Source organism: Pseudomonas fluorescens, assembly GCF_002022275.1.
Classification (GTDB): Bacteria; Pseudomonadota; Gammaproteobacteria; order Pseudomonadales; family Pseudomonadaceae; genus Aquipseudomonas; species Aquipseudomonas fluorescens_AJ.
Genome location: NZ_MSDF01000014.1, coordinates 135,668 through 154,354, shown reverse-complemented (window position 1 = coordinate 154,354; position 18,687 = coordinate 135,668). Strand labels below are relative to the sequence as shown.

Here is an 18,687-nt window from a genome sequence, read left to right as displayed (position 1 = left end):
GCGGGACGGCGCCGTCACTGGCGCCGCTTTTTTAATGTGTAAACAGATCAAAAATGTGGGAGCGGGCTTGCTCGCGAATGCGGTGGATCAGTGACAGATGTGTTGACTGACACACCGCATTCGCGAGCAAGCCCGCTCCCACATTGACCCCGTTTCTTCAGTGGGGTTTGGGGTGTTGGCTTAGCCCAGGTTCTTGCCCAGCAAGGCGTGGTACAGCTCGCTGTCCCCCAAAATCCCCACCACCTGGTTGTTGTTGTGCAACACCAGCTTGTTCCCCGTGTGATACCGAATCTGCAACGCATCGCGCATGCCGATATTCGAATCCACCAGTGTCGGTACCCGGCCCAGACCTTCCACCGGTTGCCCCGGTGCCCAGTTCTGCAGGTTCAACGGCGTGCCATTCTGGCGTGCGCCTTTAATCACATTGCCTTCCGTCAGGTCCAGCCACGAATCACCACCCGGGTCCAGGCTGATGGAGCCGTTGACGTGGGTGCAGTTCTCCACGGTACGCATCAGACTGCGGCCGCACAGCACGTTCAGCGGGTTGGTATGGGCGACGAAGGTGCGCACATAGTCATCCGCCGGGTTCAGCACGATCTCTTCCGGCACGCTGTACTGGATGATCTTGCCGTCTTTCATGATCGCGATACGGCTACCCAGCTTGAGTGCCTCATCGAGGTCGTGGCTCACGAATACGATGGTCTTGCTCAGCTTGCGCTGCAGTTCCAGCAGTTCATCTTGCAGGCCTTGGCGAATCAACGGGTCGAGGGCGGAGAAGGGTTCGTCCATCAGCAGAATGTCGGCGTCCATCGCCAGCGCGCGGGCCAGGCCGACACGCTGCTGCATGCCGCCAGACAGCTCGTCAGGCTTCTTGTTACGCCACTGGGTGAGGCCCACCAGCTCAAGTTTGTCGTCGACCAGCTTGCGCCGTTCTTTTTCCGGGCGGCCCTGCATTTCAAGGCCGAAGCTGATGTTCTCGCGCACCGTCAACCACGGCATCAGGGCAAACTTCTGGAACACCATGGCGATGCGCTTGGTGCGCATCATTTTCAGCTCTGCAGGCGTGCAGGAGGCGATGTCGATCTGGCGCCCTTCATGCTCCACAAACAACTGGCCACGGCTCACGGTGTTAAGGCCGTTGATGCAACGCAGCAAGCTGGATTTGCCGGAACCCGACAGGCCCATCAGCACGCAGATTTCGCCTTTCTCCACATCCAGGCTGGCTTTTTCAACGCCGACAATCTGGCCGGTTTTTTTCAGGATCTCGTTACGGCTCAGGCCTTGGTCCAGCAGCTTGAGCGCTTCGCGTGGGTCTTTGGAGAAGATCACGTCGACATTGTCGAATCGGATAATGCTCATGCATCACCCCCTACTTTAGCGTCGGGTTGTTTGCAGATGCGGTCGAGCATGATGGCCAGCAACACGATTGCCAGGCCGGCTTCAAAGCCCAGGGCGATGTCGGCAGTGTTGAGTGCGTTGACCACCGGCTTGCCGAGGCCGTCGGCGCCTACCAGGGCCGCGATCACCACCATCGACAACGACAGCATGATGCATTGAGTAATGCCGGCGGCAATGCTCGGCATGGCGTGGGGCAGTTCAATGCGCGAGAGCAACTGACGGCGCGAGCAGCCAAAGGCTTTGCCGGCGTCCATCAACTCTTGTGGAACATCGCGGATACCCAGGTAGGTCAGGCGGATAGGCGCGGCAATCGCGAACACCACCGTGGAAATCAACCCGGGCACCACACCCAGCCCGAAGAGGGTCAGGGTAGGGATGAGGTAGACGAAGGTCGGCACGGTCTGCATCAGATCGAGCACCGGCCGCATCATGGTGTAGAACAGCGGTTTGTGCGCGGCAACAATGCCCAGCGGCACACCGATGACCACGCAGACCAGGGTGGCGAACAACACCTGCGCGAGGGTTTCCATGGTTTCCTGCCAGTACCCCAGGTTCAGGATCAGCAGGAAGGAGGCGATGACAAACACCGTCAGGCCCCATTTGCGTTGAATAAAGTGAGCCAGCAGCGCAATCAGACCGATCAAAGCCAGCGGATTGAACCAGGTCAGCGCAAACGTCACGCCGTGGATCATCGTTTCCAGGGTCGATGCGATTGCGTCGAAATAGTTGGCACCGTGTTGGGTCAACCATTCGACGAAGGCAGCGATGTACTGGCCTAGTGGGATTTTATGTTCAGTCAGCATGGTAGTGAATGTCCACATGCGAAGGGGAAAACATCCCGGGCCAGCGCACCGGCCCGGGGTCAGCGACTACTATTTGGCGAGATAAGCTTTAACGGCCTCCAGACCTGGTTTGCCATCAACGGTGGTTACACCGGCGAGCCAGGTGTCGAGCACTTGCGGGTTGGCTTTGAGCCACGCCTTGGCGGCGACGTCAGGTTTTTGTTTGTCGTCCAGGACTTTACCCATCAGGGTGCTTTCCATGTTCAAGGTGAACGACAGGTTTTTCAGCAACTGGCCCACGTTGCTGCATTCCTGGGTGTAACCCTTGCGTACGTTGGTGTAGATGGTGGCCTGGCCGTAATTCGGGCCGAACGAATCGTCACCCCCGGTCAGGTACTTCATCTTGAAGCGGGTGTTCATCGGGTGCGGTTCCCAGCCGAGGAACACGATGGCCTGGTCGCGTTTGGTGGCGCGTTCCACCTGCGAGAGCATCCCGGCTTCGCTGGACTCGACCACTTTGAACCCTGCGGTTTTCAGGCCGAAGGCGTCTTTGTCGATGAGGGTCTGGATGGTGCGGTTGCCGTCGTTGCCCGGCTCGATGCCGTAGATCTTGCCGCCCAGCTCATCCTTGAATTTGACGATGTCGGCGAAGTCTTTAAGGCCCTTGTTGTACAGCGCTTCGGGGACGGCCAGGGTGTACTTGGCGTTCTCGAGGTTGGCGCGTACGGTTTCCACGGTGCCGGCATCACGGTACTGCTTGATGTCGTTTTCCATGGTCGGCATCCAGTTGCCGAGGAAGATGTCCATGTTCTTGCCGTCAGCCAGCGACTTGTAAGTCACCGGTACCGAAATCATCGTGGTGCGCGGCTTGTAGCCCAGGCCCTTGAGGACTTCGCTGGTGGTTGCAGTGGTGACGGTGATGTCGGTCCAGCCGACATCGGAGAAGTTAACGGTCTGACATTGTGCCGGTTCTGCAGCGTGCGCCAGGACTGGCAGACTCAGCATGGCGGCCAACAACAACTGGGGTGAACCTTTCATGGGGCTAGACTCCTGTGTTTTTTCTGGCGGCCTGCGCCGCGCTTTATAAGTGTTGCGGTTGGTGCGTGCGATGAGGCGACGGCACGGTGCCTTGCAAACGAGTCGAGACTGATCATGTACCAGTGAAAATCTGACGCCTACAGGGGGCGTCGTATCCAGTACAGGGATGGTCGTATCCAGTGTCGGTGACGTCGCTTACAGATTTTTCCAATGGCAAAACTACAGTTTTTGCCAATCTGCACCGCTAAAAACGGCCAAAACGCCGCATCGCCCGCGAGCGACGCTGGTGAGCATGGTTACGTCGGTGTGAGACGCCGTGATGACGGATAAAAGCTTGATGATGCCGCCATCTGGGCGATCTGAGCGTAGCAGCTCGTTGGTGCCAGGCCTGTTCACCTGCGGAGTTGCACGGCAATGGCTATCAGCGTTTTCGACCTGTTCAAGATCGGCATTGGGCCTTCGAGTTCTCACACCGTCGGTCCCATGCGCGCCGCGGCGTTGTTCGTTCAAGGGTTACGTGAACGTGATGTGTTGGAGCAAGTGCGGCGCGTCGAAGTTCAGCTGTATGGCTCGTTGTCGGCCACGGGTATCGGCCACGGCAGCGACACCGCGACCATCATGGGCCTGATGGGCGAGTGGCCGGACGCGATCGATCCGTCGCAAATCGGCCTGCGCATTCACACCCTGCGTGAAACCGACACCTTGCTGCTCGACGGCTACCTGCCGGTGCCCTTCATCTGGGCGCGCGACATGCGTTTGCTCGACGAAAACCTGCCGTTCCATCCCAACGCCATGACCCTGGTGGTGTACGGCGATGACGGCGAATTGCATCGCGACACTTACTACTCCGTCGGCGGCGGTTTTGTAGTGGATGAAGCCCAGGCGCAAAGCGGTGTGGCCGACATGGACCGCACCGAGTTGCCCTATGACTTTTCCAGCGCAGCAGAGCTATTGCAGCTGTGCAAGACCCACAACCTGCGCGTCGCAGAGTTGATGCTCGCCAACGAGAAAACCTGGCGCTCCGAAGAAGAGATCCGCAGTGGTTTGATGAAGCTCTGGCGCGCCATGCAAGATTGCGTTGAGCAGGGCCTCAAGCACGAAGGCATCCTGCCCGGCGGCCTGAATGTGCGCCGCCGCGCCGCCAAGTTGCACCGCAGCTTGCAGGAGTTGGGCAAGCCGAATGTGATTGGATCGACATTGAGCGCCATGGAATGGGTCAACCTGTTCGCCTTGGCGGTGAACGAGGAGAACGCGGCGGGCGGGCGCATGGTTACGGCGCCTACCAATGGCGCGGCGGGGATCATCCCGGCGGTGCTGCACTACTTTATGAAGTTCAGTGAAGAAGTCACTGAAGCCAACGTGGTCGACTACCTGCTCGGCGCGGCAGCGGTGGGGATTCTGTGTAAAAAGAACGCCTCAATCTCGGGCGCTGAGGTCGGCTGCCAGGGTGAAGTCGGTTCGGCCTGCGCTATGGCCGCCGCTGGCTTGGCCGAGATCCTCGGCGCCACGCCGGAGCAGCTGTGCAACGCGGCGGAAATCGGCCTGGAACATAACCTCGGCCTGACCTGCGACCCGGTGGGCGGCCTGGTGCAAGTGCCGTGTATCGAGCGCAATGCGATTGCGGCAGTGAAGGCGATCAATGCGGCGCAAATGGCGTTGCGGGGTGATGGCCAGCACTTTATCTCGCTGGACCGGGTGATCCGCACCATGCGCGATACCGGGGCGGATATGCATGACAAGTACAAAGAGACCTCGCGGGGCGGTTTGGCGGTCAGTGCCGTTGAGTGCTGAGACCGAGTCGACTGCATCGCAGGCAAGCCAGCTCCCACATTTGAATGTGTTCACAAATCAAACTGTGGGAGCTGGCTTGCCTGCGATGACGGTGGTTCAGGCACTACTGCTCATAAAGTGAACACCCGGATCCAAACGCGCCACCTTTTAGCGCGTCGCAAACAGATAAGTAGCTTGCAAACGATTCAGCACCTGACCACCCGTCACCCGTGCGGGCGGTGACAGACTTCTCCCACACCCGCAAAGCGCCTTCCCACAAGTGCTACCGATCTGCTCACGCCCCCTGAGTCAGCCTGCTCCTGCGTCCATTTCGGGCCATATCCCGCACTTCCGGCGCGGGCTTATATAGACGCGTCATCAGGTCGTTTTCAGGAGTTATTGGACGGCCATTCAACTTTAGGCATGGCATTTGCTCTATCAATTCAAAGCCTCACTCCTCGCTGGAGCCGAGCGCAATAACAAGAGCCTCGCCTGAGGCCATCACCCGCTTTGTGTGAGGAGATACCGCGATGACGTCGTTCAACTCAGGGGCCCAACCCCAGAACCGTGCGCCTCAATCCATCGGCTTTTTGCTGTTGGACAATTTCACGCTGATTTCCCTGGCGTCGGCCGTGGAACCGCTGCGCATGGCCAACCAGCTGTCCGGCCGCGAGCTGTATCGCTGGACGACCCTGAGTGTCGACGGCAACCAGGTGTGGGCCAGCGACGGTCTGCAAATCACCCCCGATGCCTCCATGCACAAAGCCCCGGCCCTGGACACTGTCATTGTGTGCGGCGGCGTGGGTATCCAGCGCACCGTTACCCGCGAACATGTGTCTTGGCTGCAAAGCCAGGCGCGTCAGTCCCGTCGCCTCGGTGCGGTGTGCACCGGCAGTTGGGCGCTGGCCTGCGCCGGTTTGCTCGATGGCTTTGATTGCAGCGTGCACTGGGAATGCCTGGCGTCGATGCAGGAAGCCTTCCCCCGCGTGGCCATGAGTACACGCTTGTTCACCCTCGACCGTAACCGCTTCACCAGTTCGGGCGGCACCGCGCCGCTGGACATGATGCTGCACCTGATCAGCCGCGACCACGGCCGTGAATTGTCGGCGGCCATCTCGGAGATGTTCGTCTACGAACGCATCCGCAACGAACAGGATCACCAGCGCGTGCCGCTCAAGCACATGCTGGGCACCAACCAGCCGAAGCTGCAGGAAATCGTTGCGCTGATGGAAGCCAACCTGGAAGAGCCGATCGACCTGGATGAATTGGCGGTGTACGTCGCCGTGTCACGTCGTCAGCTGGAGCGGCTGTTCCAGAAATACCTGCATTGCTCGCCGTCGCGTTACTACCTTAAGTTGCGCCTGATCCGTGCGCGGCAGCTGCTTAAACAAACGCCGATGTCGATCATCGAAGTGGCGTCGGTGTGCGGGTTTGTGTCTACGCCGCACTTCTCCAAGTGCTACCGCGAATACTTCGGCATTCCGCCACGGGATGAGCGCGTAGGGTCCAACACTACCCAGCAAGTGGCGATGATGCCGATTCCGCAGGCGCTGGTGTTGTCACCGTTGTCGGGGCCGTTGTCGGCGTTGAGTCAGGCCAGGAATGAGTCGACTTTCGCCAGTGTAAGGCTCTAGACCGAGGGGGATTCATCGCAGGCAAGCCAGCTCCCACATTTTGAATTGTGAACACCGTCAAATGTGGGAGCTGGCTTGCCTGCGATAGCGATCTATCAGGCACCAGAGCTCTGCTTGAACTGCACCAAAGCCGGCAACAACTGCTTATCGATCGCCTGCCTCACCGCCGGCAAAATCGTCGCACTGCCGGTGTACATCTGCTCCACCATGCCCTTGAGGGCCTTGGCCCGGGCCGCGCTCAAACCGCGTACTGCGCACTCGCAAGCCTGTTCGGCAGTGGCGCCGCTGGACACTTCAAAACCCAGCGAGCGCAGGTGGCCCAGCAGGTCATCCTGGTCAATCAAATCCGCGTGCATCATGACGTTTATCCTGGTGTAGGGAGCGGGGTCTGAATGGATTCTGGTAGGCCCCCGGCCGGTCGGCAAGGGCAGAATCAACGAATGGCTCAGATGGCTATGAGCATGTCGTTTTCGGGTCATTTACCGATAGAAGTAATAGGCACACTGAATGCCAGCAAGCAGCTTGAAGGTTTGGTCACCCTCGGGATGTCACGCTCACACAAAGCACTCTGCCCCGATCTTGTCACGGCTTGATCGGGGCTTTTTTTGTCTGATTTTTGGGGTGGATGTACTGGCCTCATCGCAGGCAAGCCAGCTCCCACCTTTGACTGCGTGCACAAATCAAACTGTGGGAGCTGGCTTGCCTGCGATGGCCGCAACTCGGTCTACCGCTGCAACACCAGAATCCTGGAGAGCAACTCATCCCGATCGATATAACACCCCTGAAAATGCCGCGCCCCCGAAGCCGGGTCAAACGCATTGCGCGCATGCAAAGTCCGGCGGTTATCAAAGCACCACAATTCGCCCGGATTCAAACGTTGGACAAGACGGAAACGCTCCTCCCGCGTCATCGCAATAAACCGTCGATAGGCCCGGTACAGCAACGGCATCTGTTCCACGCTGGCTTCAAACGGGCCACGCAGAAAGTTAGCCATGCGAATCTCCGCCACATCACCCAAAGCATCCAGCGCGATGATCGGCGCTACGCGGCGATAATCGCTGTGCCGGTCTTTATTGCGAAACTCCACGGGGATTTCACACAGCGCGTGAAACGCCTCGGCATCCTCCGTACGCAGCGCATTGGCGATGGCAAACCCATCAACAAAAATACTCTCGCCGCCGTCAGCATCATTCACCAGGCAATGCAGAAATTGCAGCCCCGGTTGCAACTCCCGTGTCGGCAAATCGCTGTGCAGTGGCAGGTTGAAAGCGGTGTAGGCATTGCTGTCGGCATCGGCCTTGGATTGCACGTTGAACAGCACGCCAAAGTTGCTCTCGCGGATAAACGAAATGCGCCGGGCGATCAGCGCCAGGGAACCGGGTTCGGTGGGCACGCCACGGATTTGCGTAAGCCCTGTGTCGCGCAACGCCAGCAGCCATTGCAGCAAAGCCTGTGGGTCTTCCATCACGGCGGCATAGTCGAAAACCGGTAGCGTAAAGGTGTGATCCCACAGCGCGGATTTGGGCTTGGCCGCCCGGCGCTCGGCGCGTGACTCATCGTCGTAAGCGTGGGCCCGCAGCCAGCCGGGGTCGTACCGGCTGCTGTGGCCGCCGCGCCATTGCACGCTGAGAAAACCCTGGTCGATGTGCGCGCTGACGGCGCTGAGGTGTTCTTCCACATCGACAATTTCCAGCACCTGTTCACGGGTCACGCTGTACACGCATTGCGCGCACGGGCAGTTGTCGCGCAGCCACTGATGATGAAACGGGCTGACCCTGCCGTCGGCCCACTGCACACGGATTTGATCGTCCAGCACTCGCGCATCCGCGAGGTCGCTGATCTTCGGGTAGGTACGGAAATCGGCAATGGCGGCGGCGGTTTGCATAGCGGCTCCTGGTTATTTTTTAGGCGGCAACCCAATCACTCGGCCGAGCAGGGCAGGGCGCAGCAGGTCAGCTTGTTCGGCGCTGATCGCCGTGAGTTTTTCCAGCGTGGTCTCGGTAAACGGCGCCGAATGCGGACCGGCGAGGTCGACGTGCAGCAGCATCTGCTCGTTGCCTGCCAACTCTTTGTCGTCACCCACCAGATGCAGGCTGTGATAGAGGTGCAAGCGCTTGGCGTCATGGGCGATCAGTTGGGTGTGCACCTGCACCTCGGCACCGAGTTTCACTTCGTGCAGGTAGTTCAGGTGCAGCTCCAGGGTGAACAGCGAGTGGCCGCTGGCTTCGCGGTTTTCACTGTCCAGCCCGAGTGTGTCCATCAAGGCGTCTGTGGCGTAGCTGAAGATCAGCAGGTAGAACGCGTCGCGCAGATGGCCGTTGTAGTCGACCCAGTCGGGGAGGATTTTGGTGGTGTAGGTGGTCAGTGCAGGCATGTCTGGGTTTCCGGATCAGTACTCGGTCAACTGTGGGAGCTGGCTTGCCTGCGATGGCGGTGGTGAATCTTGCATCGCTATCGCAGGCAAGCCAGCTCCCACAGAGATCAACAGCGGTTATTCAGCGAAGCTCATGCCGTGTTTTTCCTTGGTGGTTTTCACGGCCTCCAGCACCGCCAGCAGGCAATCATCACGATAGCGCTCCAGCGCCGAAATGCTGTGCTTGCCCAACTGATCGCTGGTGCCATCCACCACATCATCAATCAACTTGTCGGTCAGCTCTGGCGCTGGCAGGTAGGTCCACGGCAACTGCAACGCCGGGCCGAACTGCGCCATGAAGTGCCGCATACCGGCATCGCCACCCGCCAGGGTGTAGGTCAGGAAAGTACCCATGAACGACCAACGCAGCCCGGCGCCAAAACGAATCGCGTCGTCGATTTCGCCGGTGGTGGCCACGCCGTCATTCACCAGGTGCAGCGCTTCACGCCACAGCGCTTCAAGCAGGCGGTCAGCGATAAAGCCCGGCACTTCCTTGCGCACATGCAAAGGGCGCATGCCGAGGGATTCGTACACCTTGATCGCCGCTTGAATCGCTTCGGGCGCAGTGTGCTTGCCGCCGACGACTTCCACCAACGGCAGCAGGTAAACCGGGTTGAACGGGTGGCCGACCACGCAGCGTTCCGGGTGGGTCGAGCCCTCGTAGAATTCACTCGGCAACAGGCCCGAGGTGCTTGAGCCGATCAACGCATTCGGCTTGGCCGCCGCGCTGATCTTGCTGTGCAATTCGAGTTTCAGCTCCAGGCGTTCCGGGGCGCTTTCCTGGATGAAATCGGCGTCTTTCACGCATTCTTCAATCGTGGCGACAAAGCGCAGACGGTCTTGGGAGGCGCCGGGCGCGAGGCCTTGTTTCTCAAGCGCGCCCCAGGCATTGGCGACGCGTTTGCGCAGGGCGGCTTCGGCACCGGGCGCAGGGTCCCAGGCGACTACATCCAGGCCGTGGGCGAGGGCGCGGGAGACCCAGCCGCTGCCGATGACACCGCTGCCGAGGGCGGCGAAGGTTTTGATTTCGGTGATAAAGCTCATGGCGACAATCCTGAATAATGTGATGTACCCATGTGGGAGCGGGCTTGCTCGCGAATGCGGTGTGTCAGTTAGTGCATTCGGTGACTGATTCACCGCATTCGCGAGCAAGCCCGCTCCCACATTTTTGATCCGGTTTCGGCAGGGAGTTAACCGCGTTTGGTCAGGCCCATCTTCACGCGACCTTCCGCCGGGGTCATGACCCGCGCACCCAAGCGGCTGAGGATTTCACTCGCGCGCTCCACCAACTGGCCATTGGTGGCCAGCACGCCTTTGTCCAGCCACAGGTTGTCTTCCAGGCCGACCCGCACGTTGCCGCCCAGCAGCACCGCCTGTGCGGCCATTGGCATTTGCATGCGGCCGATGCCGAAGCCGGCCCACACCGCGTCGGCGGGCAGGTTGTCGACCATGGCTTTCATGGTGGTGGTGTCGGCCGGTGCGCCCCACGGAATGCCCAGGCACAGTTGGAACAGCGGGTTGTCGAGCAGGCCTTCCTTGATCATCTGCTTGGCGAACCACAGGTGGCCGGTGTCGAAAATTTCCAGCTCGGCCTTCACGCCCAGCTCTTGAATGCGTTTGGCGCCAGCGCGCAGTTGCGCCGGGGTGGACACGTAAATGGTGTCGCCGTCGCCGAAGTTCAGGGTGCCGCAGTCGAGGGTGCAGATTTCCGGCAGTAGCTCTTCCACGTGGGCCAGGCGGGTCAGCGGGCCGACCAGGTCAGTGTTGGGGCCGAACTCCATCGGGTTCTCGCCGCCGCCGATCTCCAGGTCGCCACCCATGCCGGCGGTGAGGTTGACGATGATGTCGACGTCCGCCTCGCGGATGCGCTCCATCACCTCGCGGTACAGGGCCACGTCGCGGCTGAACTTGCCGGTTTCAGGGTCACGCACATGGCAGTGCACAACCGTTGCACCGGCCTTGGCAGCTTCCACCGCGGCGGCGGCTATTTGTTTGGGAGTGACCGGCACGTGCGGGCTTCGGCTGGTCGTGTCGCCAGCACCGGTGAGTGCGCAGGTGATGATGACGTCGTGATTCATGAGGCAGGTTCCTTACAGGCGGGCGTAGTGATGCCGCTCGCAGCCAACAGCGGCTGCGACACGGTGAGTCGATTCAGGTTATTTGGCGGTCAGTTGCAGGTTGGCTGCAGCCGGTTTGCCGTCGAAGGTGGTCACGCCTTCCAGCCAGCGAGCCTGGTCTTGCGGGTGATCCTTGAGCCACTGCTTGGCGGACTCGATGGCGTCCTTGTGATCCAGCAACGGCTGCATCATCCGGCTCTCGTCGGCGGCGGTGAAGGTCAGGTTGGTCAGCAGTTTGTGGATGTTGGGGCACTGTTCGGCGTAGGTCGGCGAGGTCACGCTCCACACGGTGGCCATGCCTTCGTTCGGGCCCAGCGCGTCGTCGCTGCCGGTGAGGTAAGTCATGGCGACGTTGACGTTCATCGGGTGCGGCGCCCAGCCGAAGAACACCACGGCCTCTTTGCGGCGCACGGCGCGGTCGACGGCGGCGAGCATGCCGGCTTCGCTGGACTCGACCAGCTGGAATTTGCCCAGGCCGAACTGGTTCTTGGCGATCATCGCCTTGATCTGGGTGTTGGCGCCCGAGCCTGGCTCGATGCCGTAGATTTTGCCGCCCAACTCTTTTTCAAACTTGGCGATGTCGGCGAAGGTTTTCAGGCCCTTGTCCGCCAGGTAAGTCGGCACGGCGAGGGTGGCGCGAGCATCTTCCAGGCTCGGCTTGTCGAGGACTTTGACTTGCTTGGCGTCGACAAACGGGGTGATGGTCTGGGTCATCAGCGGGTTCCAGTAGCCCAGGAACAGGTCCAGGCGCTGGTCGCGGATACCGGCGAAGATGATTTGCTGGGAGGCGCTGGTTTGTTTGGTTTTGTAGCCGAGGCCGTCGAGCAACACTTGGGTCATGGCGCTGGTGGCGATTACGTCGGTCCAGTTCACCACGCCCATGCGCACGTTCTGGCAAGACGCCGCGTCGGCGGCCATCACGTTGGTGCTCAAAATGGCGCTGGCGCTGAGTGCAAGCACGCAGCGGCTGATCAGTCGGTTCATGGTGGATCCCTCGGCAGGTCGTTATTGTGGGGTCCGGCGTCTTTGTGCGCCGTGAGGCCAAGTTACGTACCTTCGAGGGTGACAAAACGCACGGCGGCGACCAGCTCTTGCACTGCAGCGACCTGCCCCCTTGAATCCACCCGGGAACGGGAGTATCACAGTGCCACGCTGCCCGTCCTACGAGAGCGCCACCATGTCCCAGGATTTCTATTTTTTGCTGATGCCGGGCTTCTCGGCCATTGGTTTTATCTCCGCGCTGGAGCCCTTGCGGGTGGCCAACCGCTTTCGCGGCGAGCTCTACCGCTGGCACGTATTAAGCGCCGATGGCGGCGCGGTGCTGGCGAGTAATGGCATGTCGGTCAACGCCGACGCTGCGCTGGAACCGCTGAAAAAGGGCGCGACGCTGATGGTGGTCGCCGGCTTCGAACCCTTGAAGTTCGCCACCCCCGCGCTGGAACACTGGCTGCGCCGTCTTGACCACGACGGTGTGACCCTCGGCGCCATCGACACCGGCGCCTGCGTGCTGGCAGAAGCAGGTTTGCTCGACGGCCACCGCCTGACGCTGCACTGGGAAGCCATCGATGCCTTCAAGGAGTCCTATCCCCAGCTCACCGTGACCCAGGAACTCTTCGAAATCGACCGCCGCCGCATCACCTGCGCCGGCGGCACCGCGTCTATCGACTTGATGCTCGACCTGATCGCCCAGTCCCACGGGCCCGAGCTGGCCATTCAGGTGTCCGAGCAGTTCGTGCTCAGCCGCATCCGCCCGCGCAAAGACCACCAGCGCATGCAGATCGCCACGCGCTACGGCATCAACAACAAGAAACTGGTGCAGGTGATCGGCGAGATGGAACAGCACACCGAGCCGCCGTTGAGCACGCTGGCGCTGGCCGACGCGATCAAAGTCACCCGTCGCCAACTGGAACGGCTGTTTCGCCTGCATCTAAATGACACACCGAGCAACTTTTACCTCGGCCTGCGCCTGGAAAAGCCCGGCAGCTATTGCGCCAGAGCGATCTGAGCGTGCTGGAAGTGAGCATTGCGTGCGGGTTTGAGTCGCCGTCGTACTTCACTCGCAGCTATAGAGCAAGGTTTGCGAAATGTCCTAGAGAGGATCGGCAAAGTTCGGAGGAACACGTGAGAAATAAAACTTGTTAGTCAGGTTGTTTTAAAAGAGTTATTCTGGACTTTAAGGTTTAAATTAACAATGTTGATAATTGAAGAGGAGGTCGTATGGGCGAAGATTTTAAAGAGCGAATTCGATTGATGAATTCTATGTACAAGCTTCCAGTGAAAGAAAGTCCTGCTGTTGGCGGTGATGTTGCTGAAAGACTTGTTAAGTTTAAAGCGACTTTAGTTGATGAGATCAATGAGGTAGACGATATAGTTGATATGTTACGCAAGGGTGGGGGGGGACTCGATGTACTGGTGTCTATTGCTGATCTTTTGGGTGATATAATTGTTTATTGTCGTTCGGAAGCTATGAAGTACGGATTGCCGCTAGAGGAAGTTTTGAGTGTTATTATGGATAGCAACGAGAGCAAGCTTGGCAGTGACGGGAATCCAATATATGACTCAAATGGAAAGTTTTTAAAAGGTCCAAACTATTGGAAGCCGGAGCCTAAAATCAAAGAATTGCTCGGAAGCTTAGTTGGCGAAGAATAAGGAGGTTGTTTTGGTGGAGTTAACGAAAACTGTGATTGGGGATTTGGAGTCGCTCGAGAGCATAGAACATGCGATATCGCTCGTCTGCAAAGCACCTTCAGCTCCGCTGCAAGTTCCCAAGGACGCGGTCAATAAATATAAAGGCGCAATGCACGATGCATCCCGTCTTCAAATGCTTACCACATGGGCGCGGGTCGCGGATTCGTCTATATTGAATTTCCATAAATCTAATAGCGCTAAATCTGTGCTGGCTGATCTTGGTACATACTCTCCTGGTATAGCCGTTGCGAGGCTCGCAATGGGTATAAAAGTCGGTGATGAGTATATTTCCCGAAGAGAAGCATTGCGCAGTGCTACCACTAAAATGATAAACACGGATGTGGGTAATATGAATAATATTATCCACGGGCGCACAATTGATTTGCCTTGTGTTAGCGGCGTTAATGTACAGTATTTGAAACCACTTTTTGCCGCGCGCGACAAAACGGCTGTTCGCGATAAATCTGGCATGAGAGAAATGCTTGGCCAATTATTTGGGATAATAAATAAAAAGGATGCAGGCCTTATTCCAGATACATTTATTGATGCTTGTAGCATATTTACAAGCGAACTTTTTCTAAATACTCAAGAACATGCTACTACTGATCATCGAGGTGAACCCTATGATGGCCATGTTGAGGGTATGATTGTAAGTTGGGATGAGATGGAGGCGCGTTTTTTTAAGAAGGATTTTGAAGGTCATCAAAGATTGCGTGAGTTTTGGGAAAGGGAAAAAGTTACTATTCGAGGTTCAGAAGGGATCAGATGTCTACAATTAAGCTTTTTTGATACAGGGCCTGGTTTTGCCAGTCGGCATTCTGGGCTGGACGTTGATGATCTTAGCATTGCTGAAGAACGCACGTATCTATCTAAATGTTTGTTGAAAAATATAACAACAAAAAACCAAACGGGTTCAGGTGGAGGGCTTGCTCTTGTATTAGAAGAGTTACGCACCATAGGTGGCCTAATTCGAATTCGTTCTGGTCGGCTAAGCATTTTTAACTGCTTTCGAAAAGATCAGCTAGATAGTATTCATTCTTTTGATGATTGGAGCGATAAGGGGTTAGGTAAAGTGTCTGGCGCCCTGGTATCAATTTTAGTGCCTCTGAGGAGACAGTGATGGATCGTGTGTTCTCTTATACAGCGTCAGGAGTTTGTAGCAAGTTAAACCTTGAGTTTGATGCGCTTTGCGTTTATTTCAGTGATCGAGATGATCTTGACCAGTTTCAGTTTTATTCCGATCTGGAGCGTTCTCTAAAGTCAGCGAGTTTGTTGCCTGATTGTGTTGTTATAATTGCAAGTAAAAAATTCTGTGAAAGTATTAGTCTTCATTGGGAAAATACGGTTCTGAGAAATTCCTTTATTTCTCGAGGGGAAAAGTCTGGAAGGCCGTTTGTGAAATTTTACTATCTGTACAGCTGGGAAAAAACCGGTTTTACAGAGGTTTTTTCCAGTTGTTCCGACGCGGATTTGAAACCATGTTTTTCCCTGCAAATTAATGCCCTAGTTGAGCAGGGTCTATATGAGCTTGTTAATTGTAATAGTGTTGTTCAGGTAGCGCCTGTTGGGCACTTGTTTAAACATCCTTCAGGTACAAGAAATAGTATATTTGTTCAAGCGCGCGAACTGGCAAAGACCGAGCCTGAGTTGTGTTTTGTGGGGCGATCAATAAGTTTGTTACTAGGGTGTGACAGCTTTTTTCAATTATCTGTTGTTTATATAGACAGTATGGGGATCTACCCGTTTGTTCGAGAAGCGCTAGATTTTTGCGGCATCGACGCTAGAATACATAGTTTTCATTCGTACGACGAAATGAGGAAGCTGACGCCACCAGCAGCTAATTATTTAGTAGTCATCTCTGCATCTACATCCGGAGGGATGGCACGAGACTTACAGAAACAGCAGAGTTTCGAAAATGAAAAAATTATTACGCTTGTCGATAGGACTGACCGTAATCGAAGTGGAAAAATATTGATTTCGCTCGACAGGGTAGATCTAGGGATTTTAAAGTTCGAAGCTGAAAATTTTGAGACGGAAATTGAGCTTGTTGGAGAGCATTTTTCTTCTAAGGCAAAACCACCAAGAGCGGTAACATTAGGAAAGCCTCATGTTCCTGCTAAATTAAAAGATTTTCTTGAGGAGTTTGGTCGTGAAGGATTAAATCCGCTTAATAAAATGATAAATGGTCAACCTAGAGCTTTATCTTTGACTACTGAGGCTGTAGCAGATAATTTGTCGTTTGTTAAATGGCTTACAGAAGAAATAAATTGGAATCTTTCAGTGGCCATTGATGCTCTCGTATGCACTAATGATGTTGGGTCTATTAGTATTGCTAATAGGGTGGCCGATCTGATTGTGGAGCGCAGAAAAGGTGGGCTTCGTCCAATTGTTTGTGTTTACAATGACGAAATAGCTTGGGGTTCAATATCAAACTCGACGGGTGTATTGATTGTTACAGCTGTTGCAAGAGATGGTGGTTTGTTGAGGGAGATAAGTAGAGATCTAAGAGAGCACCTAAATCCAGAAATTGATTGTCCCCGTCACTATTTGAGCGCAGTAGGGCTGCCGCAGAGCAAAGAGTCTTGGATTCGTCTAAAGCAATTTTTACAAAGGAATGCGTCTGATAGATTATATGGTTTTTCCGAGTGGTTAGTTTTGCCAATCGGCTCGGATCGTCAAAGTAATCATTGGACTGCTCTTGCTAAGTTAGCAAGCGAATCACAAGTTTTAGATATTAAAATTGGTGATGTTGATAAAGACATCGTTGAAAGTTCTTTGGATATGGCGTCGGCTGCTATAAAAGATAACTTTGATGACTTCTTGCCTAAGTCAAGTGGGGAAAGTTTATCGCTATCTTCAGGGTTTATATATTTTGGTACAGTATTTCAAGATGACCTTGAGTCAGCCCTCCGTGCGACTACTTATTTAGCAATATCTTCCGCGCTTCAAAAGGCAAGAGATATTGATGATGCGGCAAATCAGCTGCGATCCACCGGTTACGAGTCTGTGATTCTGTCGCCCGAATGCTTTCTTAGATTTAACGACAACATATTGCATGCCTGTATTATCAGGGGATGCAGGATGGGGGAGTTGGATTATTCTTCAAGTCCGCATCATAGTAAGTTGATGGGTGAATTCTTGATAAAAGTTTTTTCAAGGCATGAATTGCCATATGGCGCTGCTGCTGTTGAATTTGCAGCCGCAATGGCAACACAGAGGTTGAAGCTTAAAAAGAATGACCAGGAAAAAGTAGTTTTACATGCGATTGAAACCTTAAAAGGCAAACCTTCTGCTTTGTTAGGTTTCCTGCTTATGACTGCTGCGCCTAGAGCGAGTTTGTTTTAGGTTTGTCATGAAATGAAACAGAGGCCTGTTGGTCTCTGTTTTTAAATTATTTCTGCCGTTTTTATAAAATTGTTGACTTTGCACACGCGGCCTTGAAGGCTTCATGCTGATACTTGTTCAGCGTCCCCGGCAGCTCAAAGCCGTGCTTCTTGTACTGCGCATTAATGGTCTGCGGCGACAGCAACGTCACCTCAACACCTTCCAGCAGCTGAAACACCCCTTCAATCTTGAACGTGGTCGGGCCACCGGCGAACTCGCCCTTTTTGCTGCGCTTCTTGATCGCAATGCGGGTGATGGCATGTGCCTGCACAAACGCCTTCACCTGGGCGGCGAAGGTTTTGACGTTGGCCGCTTCATCGTCGTCTTCAAGCCCGATTTTCTTGGTGGCCAGGGCAACGTGCGTCAGCGCCCCGTTGTCGAGCGAGGCGACGGCGATGATGGCTTCGCTGCCTTTGATTTCGATACCGCAAATGGTCATGCAATAGCCTATTGAGGGAGAGGGGGCGAGTGGGACCTTATCAGTAATGGCGATCTTCTTCCTTGTGCCGATAGATCTGGCTCAACGTCCAGAACATCCCGATCTGGCACAAAAGTATCAAGGCCACGCTCGCGCTCATGATGTAGAAGTTCCACGAACCTGTTCTGAAGTTCTCCTTTATGTTGTGAACTTCAGGAAACCACTTTGAGTATACCACTTGCACCGGGCTGCCGACTTCATACACCGGGCCGCCGGCATAGCCGCTGGTGCTGACCATGCCTTCTTCGTTTTGATCGCCGTGTTTGAAGCTGTAATACACATTGATAATCTTGCCCCAGTTGCCGATCTCTTCCAATTGAGTGACTTGACCGGTCGTCTCTACGGAGGCCGCCTTGATCAAGGCGTAAGGCGCACCCCGGTCTTTGGACAGAAACAGCATCAGTGCCAGTACCAGCGTGGCCACAAACAGCATAGTTGCGCGCGTGAACAGAAAGTCCCGCTGCGCCTCGCGTGGGTAGTACATATGAATTCCTTTTCAATGGTTTATGCAGCGTGAAACCTGATTACTCCTGCCCGATCGACTCCAAAAACTCCGACCGCTCATCACTCATCCGCGCCAGGCAGTCATTCTGCTGGATCGCATATTCCTTGCTGCCCGTCACCGCCGGGAAGGTGTCCACTGCGCAATCGGCATCGCGCAATTTTTCCCATTTTTGCTGGGCATCCTTCAGACGAGCGGTAATGTCGGCCAGTTGCGACTTGTTGCTGCCATAGGTCGAACCCATGCGTTCGAGCAAGCCTTGATAGTTATCTTTGAGCAATTGGTCTGCGGTGGTCTTGTTGAAGGTGGCGCATTCCAGGGTTTGCTTGTCGTTTTCGATGCCGTCGCACGGCGTGCTGTCGGTGTCTTCGGCCGCGTGGACGCCGGTTGCGATGAGTGCCAAAGCCAGGAAAATCGATTTCATTGCGCCGTCTCATATCAGGTGATGACGCAAATTCTGGCTCAAGCGTGGGACAAAGAACA

17 protein-coding genes and 1 pseudogene are annotated in these 18,687 nt (G+C 55.9%); 6 read left to right on the top strand and 12 right to left on the bottom strand.

The window, feature by feature from the left end; translation table 11 throughout:
• Positions 1 to 180 precede the first annotated feature (180 nt).
• The 3 genes from choV to BFW87_RS08870 form a co-directional block, all read right to left on the bottom strand.
• On the bottom strand, positions 181 to 1,359 hold the full coding sequence (choV, locus tag BFW87_RS08880; protein ID WP_078739496.1) for a choline ABC transporter ATP-binding protein: 1,179 nt from the start codon (positions 1,357 to 1,359) through the stop codon (positions 181 to 183).
• On the bottom strand, positions 1,356 to 2,201 hold the full coding sequence (gene choW, locus BFW87_RS08875) for a choline ABC transporter permease subunit (protein WP_078739495.1): 846 nt from the start codon (positions 2,199 to 2,201) through the stop codon (positions 1,356 to 1,358). The genes choV and choW overlap by 4 nt, the downstream gene beginning before the upstream one ends.
• A gap of 69 nt (positions 2,202 to 2,270) precedes the next feature.
• Positions 2,271 to 3,218 carry a choline ABC transporter substrate-binding protein gene (locus tag BFW87_RS08870; RefSeq protein ID WP_078739494.1) on the bottom strand — a complete coding sequence of 316 codons (948 nt, stop codon included), beginning with the start codon at positions 3,216 to 3,218 and terminating at the stop codon, positions 2,271 to 2,273.
• Between the two features lie 414 nt (positions 3,219 to 3,632).
• On the opposite strand from BFW87_RS08870, the gene BFW87_RS08865 reads away from it, so the two are divergent.
• Positions 3,633 to 5,009, top strand: coding sequence for an L-serine ammonia-lyase (locus tag BFW87_RS08865; RefSeq protein ID WP_078739493.1), 1,377 nt, complete (start codon positions 3,633 to 3,635; stop codon positions 5,007 to 5,009).
• A 509-nt stretch (positions 5,010 to 5,518) separates the two neighbouring features.
• Positions 5,519 to 6,622, top strand: a complete 1,104-nt coding sequence (locus BFW87_RS08860) for a GlxA family transcriptional regulator (protein ID WP_003216915.1) — start codon at positions 5,519 to 5,521, stop codon at positions 6,620 to 6,622.
• 95 nt (positions 6,623 to 6,717) lie between these two features.
• Here BFW87_RS08860 and BFW87_RS08855 read toward each other — a convergent pair whose 3' ends face one another.
• The 6 genes from BFW87_RS08855 to BFW87_RS08830 all read right to left on the bottom strand — a co-directional run bounded on the left by BFW87_RS08855 (position 6,718) and on the right by BFW87_RS08830 (position 12,136).
• A complete protein-coding gene (locus BFW87_RS08855; protein ID WP_078739492.1) occupies positions 6,718 to 6,981 on the bottom strand; it encodes a hypothetical protein in 264 nt (87 codons plus the stop codon).
• Between the two features lie 365 nt (positions 6,982 to 7,346).
• Entirely contained in the window at positions 7,347 to 8,507 is a 1,161-nt protein-coding gene (locus BFW87_RS08850; RefSeq protein WP_078739491.1) for a gamma-butyrobetaine dioxygenase, read from the bottom strand.
• Positions 8,508 to 8,519: 12 nt separating this feature from the next.
• Complete coding sequence (locus tag BFW87_RS08845) at positions 8,520 to 8,996, bottom strand: thioesterase family protein (RefSeq protein WP_078739490.1); 477 nt, start codon at positions 8,994 to 8,996, stop codon at positions 8,520 to 8,522.
• A 117-nt stretch (positions 8,997 to 9,113) separates the two neighbouring features.
• On the bottom strand, positions 9,114 to 10,079 hold the full coding sequence (locus tag BFW87_RS08840; RefSeq protein ID WP_078739489.1) for an L-carnitine dehydrogenase: 966 nt from the start codon (positions 10,077 to 10,079) through the stop codon (positions 9,114 to 9,116).
• Positions 10,080 to 10,225: 146 nt separating this feature from the next.
• Positions 10,226 to 11,113: a 3-keto-5-aminohexanoate cleavage protein gene (locus BFW87_RS08835; RefSeq protein ID WP_071484923.1), complete on the bottom strand. Its 888-nt coding sequence runs from the start codon at positions 11,111 to 11,113 to the stop codon at positions 10,226 to 10,228.
• A gap of 78 nt (positions 11,114 to 11,191) precedes the next feature.
• Positions 11,192 to 12,136, bottom strand: coding sequence for a choline ABC transporter substrate-binding protein (locus BFW87_RS08830; protein ID WP_078739488.1), 945 nt, complete (start codon positions 12,134 to 12,136; stop codon positions 11,192 to 11,194).
• A 193-nt stretch (positions 12,137 to 12,329) separates the two neighbouring features.
• On the opposite strand from BFW87_RS08830, the pseudogene BFW87_RS08825 reads away from it, so the two are divergent.
• From BFW87_RS08825 to BFW87_RS31450, 4 genes and pseudogenes are all read left to right on the top strand, one after another.
• Positions 12,330 to 13,294: pseudogene (locus BFW87_RS08825) on the top strand (GlxA family transcriptional regulator).
• Positions 13,295 to 13,369: 75 nt separating this feature from the next.
• Positions 13,370 to 13,801 carry a pyrophosphatase gene (locus BFW87_RS08820; protein WP_078739487.1) on the top strand — a complete coding sequence of 144 codons (432 nt, stop codon included), beginning with the start codon at positions 13,370 to 13,372 and terminating at the stop codon, positions 13,799 to 13,801.
• Positions 13,788 to 14,960 (top strand): hypothetical protein, encoded by a 1,173-nt coding sequence (locus BFW87_RS31455; RefSeq protein WP_139372413.1) that lies wholly within the window; start codon positions 13,788 to 13,790, stop codon positions 14,958 to 14,960. Before BFW87_RS08820 ends, BFW87_RS31455 begins: the two co-directional genes overlap by 14 nt.
• A complete protein-coding gene (locus BFW87_RS31450) occupies positions 14,960 to 17,185 on the top strand; it encodes a hypothetical protein (protein WP_139372412.1) in 2,226 nt (741 codons plus the stop codon). Before BFW87_RS31455 ends, BFW87_RS31450 begins: the two co-directional genes overlap by 1 nt.
• A 61-nt stretch (positions 17,186 to 17,246) precedes the next feature.
• On the opposite strand, the gene BFW87_RS08815 is transcribed toward BFW87_RS31450, so the two are convergent.
• Genes BFW87_RS08815 through BFW87_RS08805 form a run of 3 tightly spaced genes read right to left on the bottom strand, consistent with a single transcriptional unit; the run spans position 17,247 to position 18,628 of the window.
• Positions 17,247 to 17,663 carry a DUF3010 family protein gene (locus BFW87_RS08815; protein ID WP_078739486.1) on the bottom strand — a complete coding sequence of 139 codons (417 nt, stop codon included), beginning with the start codon at positions 17,661 to 17,663 and terminating at the stop codon, positions 17,247 to 17,249.
• A gap of 40 nt (positions 17,664 to 17,703) precedes the next feature.
• Positions 17,704 to 18,186, bottom strand: a complete 483-nt coding sequence (locus tag BFW87_RS08810; protein ID WP_078739485.1) for a hypothetical protein — start codon at positions 18,184 to 18,186, stop codon at positions 17,704 to 17,706.
• 40 nt (positions 18,187 to 18,226) lie between these two features.
• Positions 18,227 to 18,628, bottom strand: a complete 402-nt coding sequence (locus tag BFW87_RS08805) for a lysozyme inhibitor LprI family protein (protein WP_078739484.1) — start codon at positions 18,626 to 18,628, stop codon at positions 18,227 to 18,229.
• Between the last annotated feature and the right edge of the window lie 59 nt (positions 18,629 to 18,687).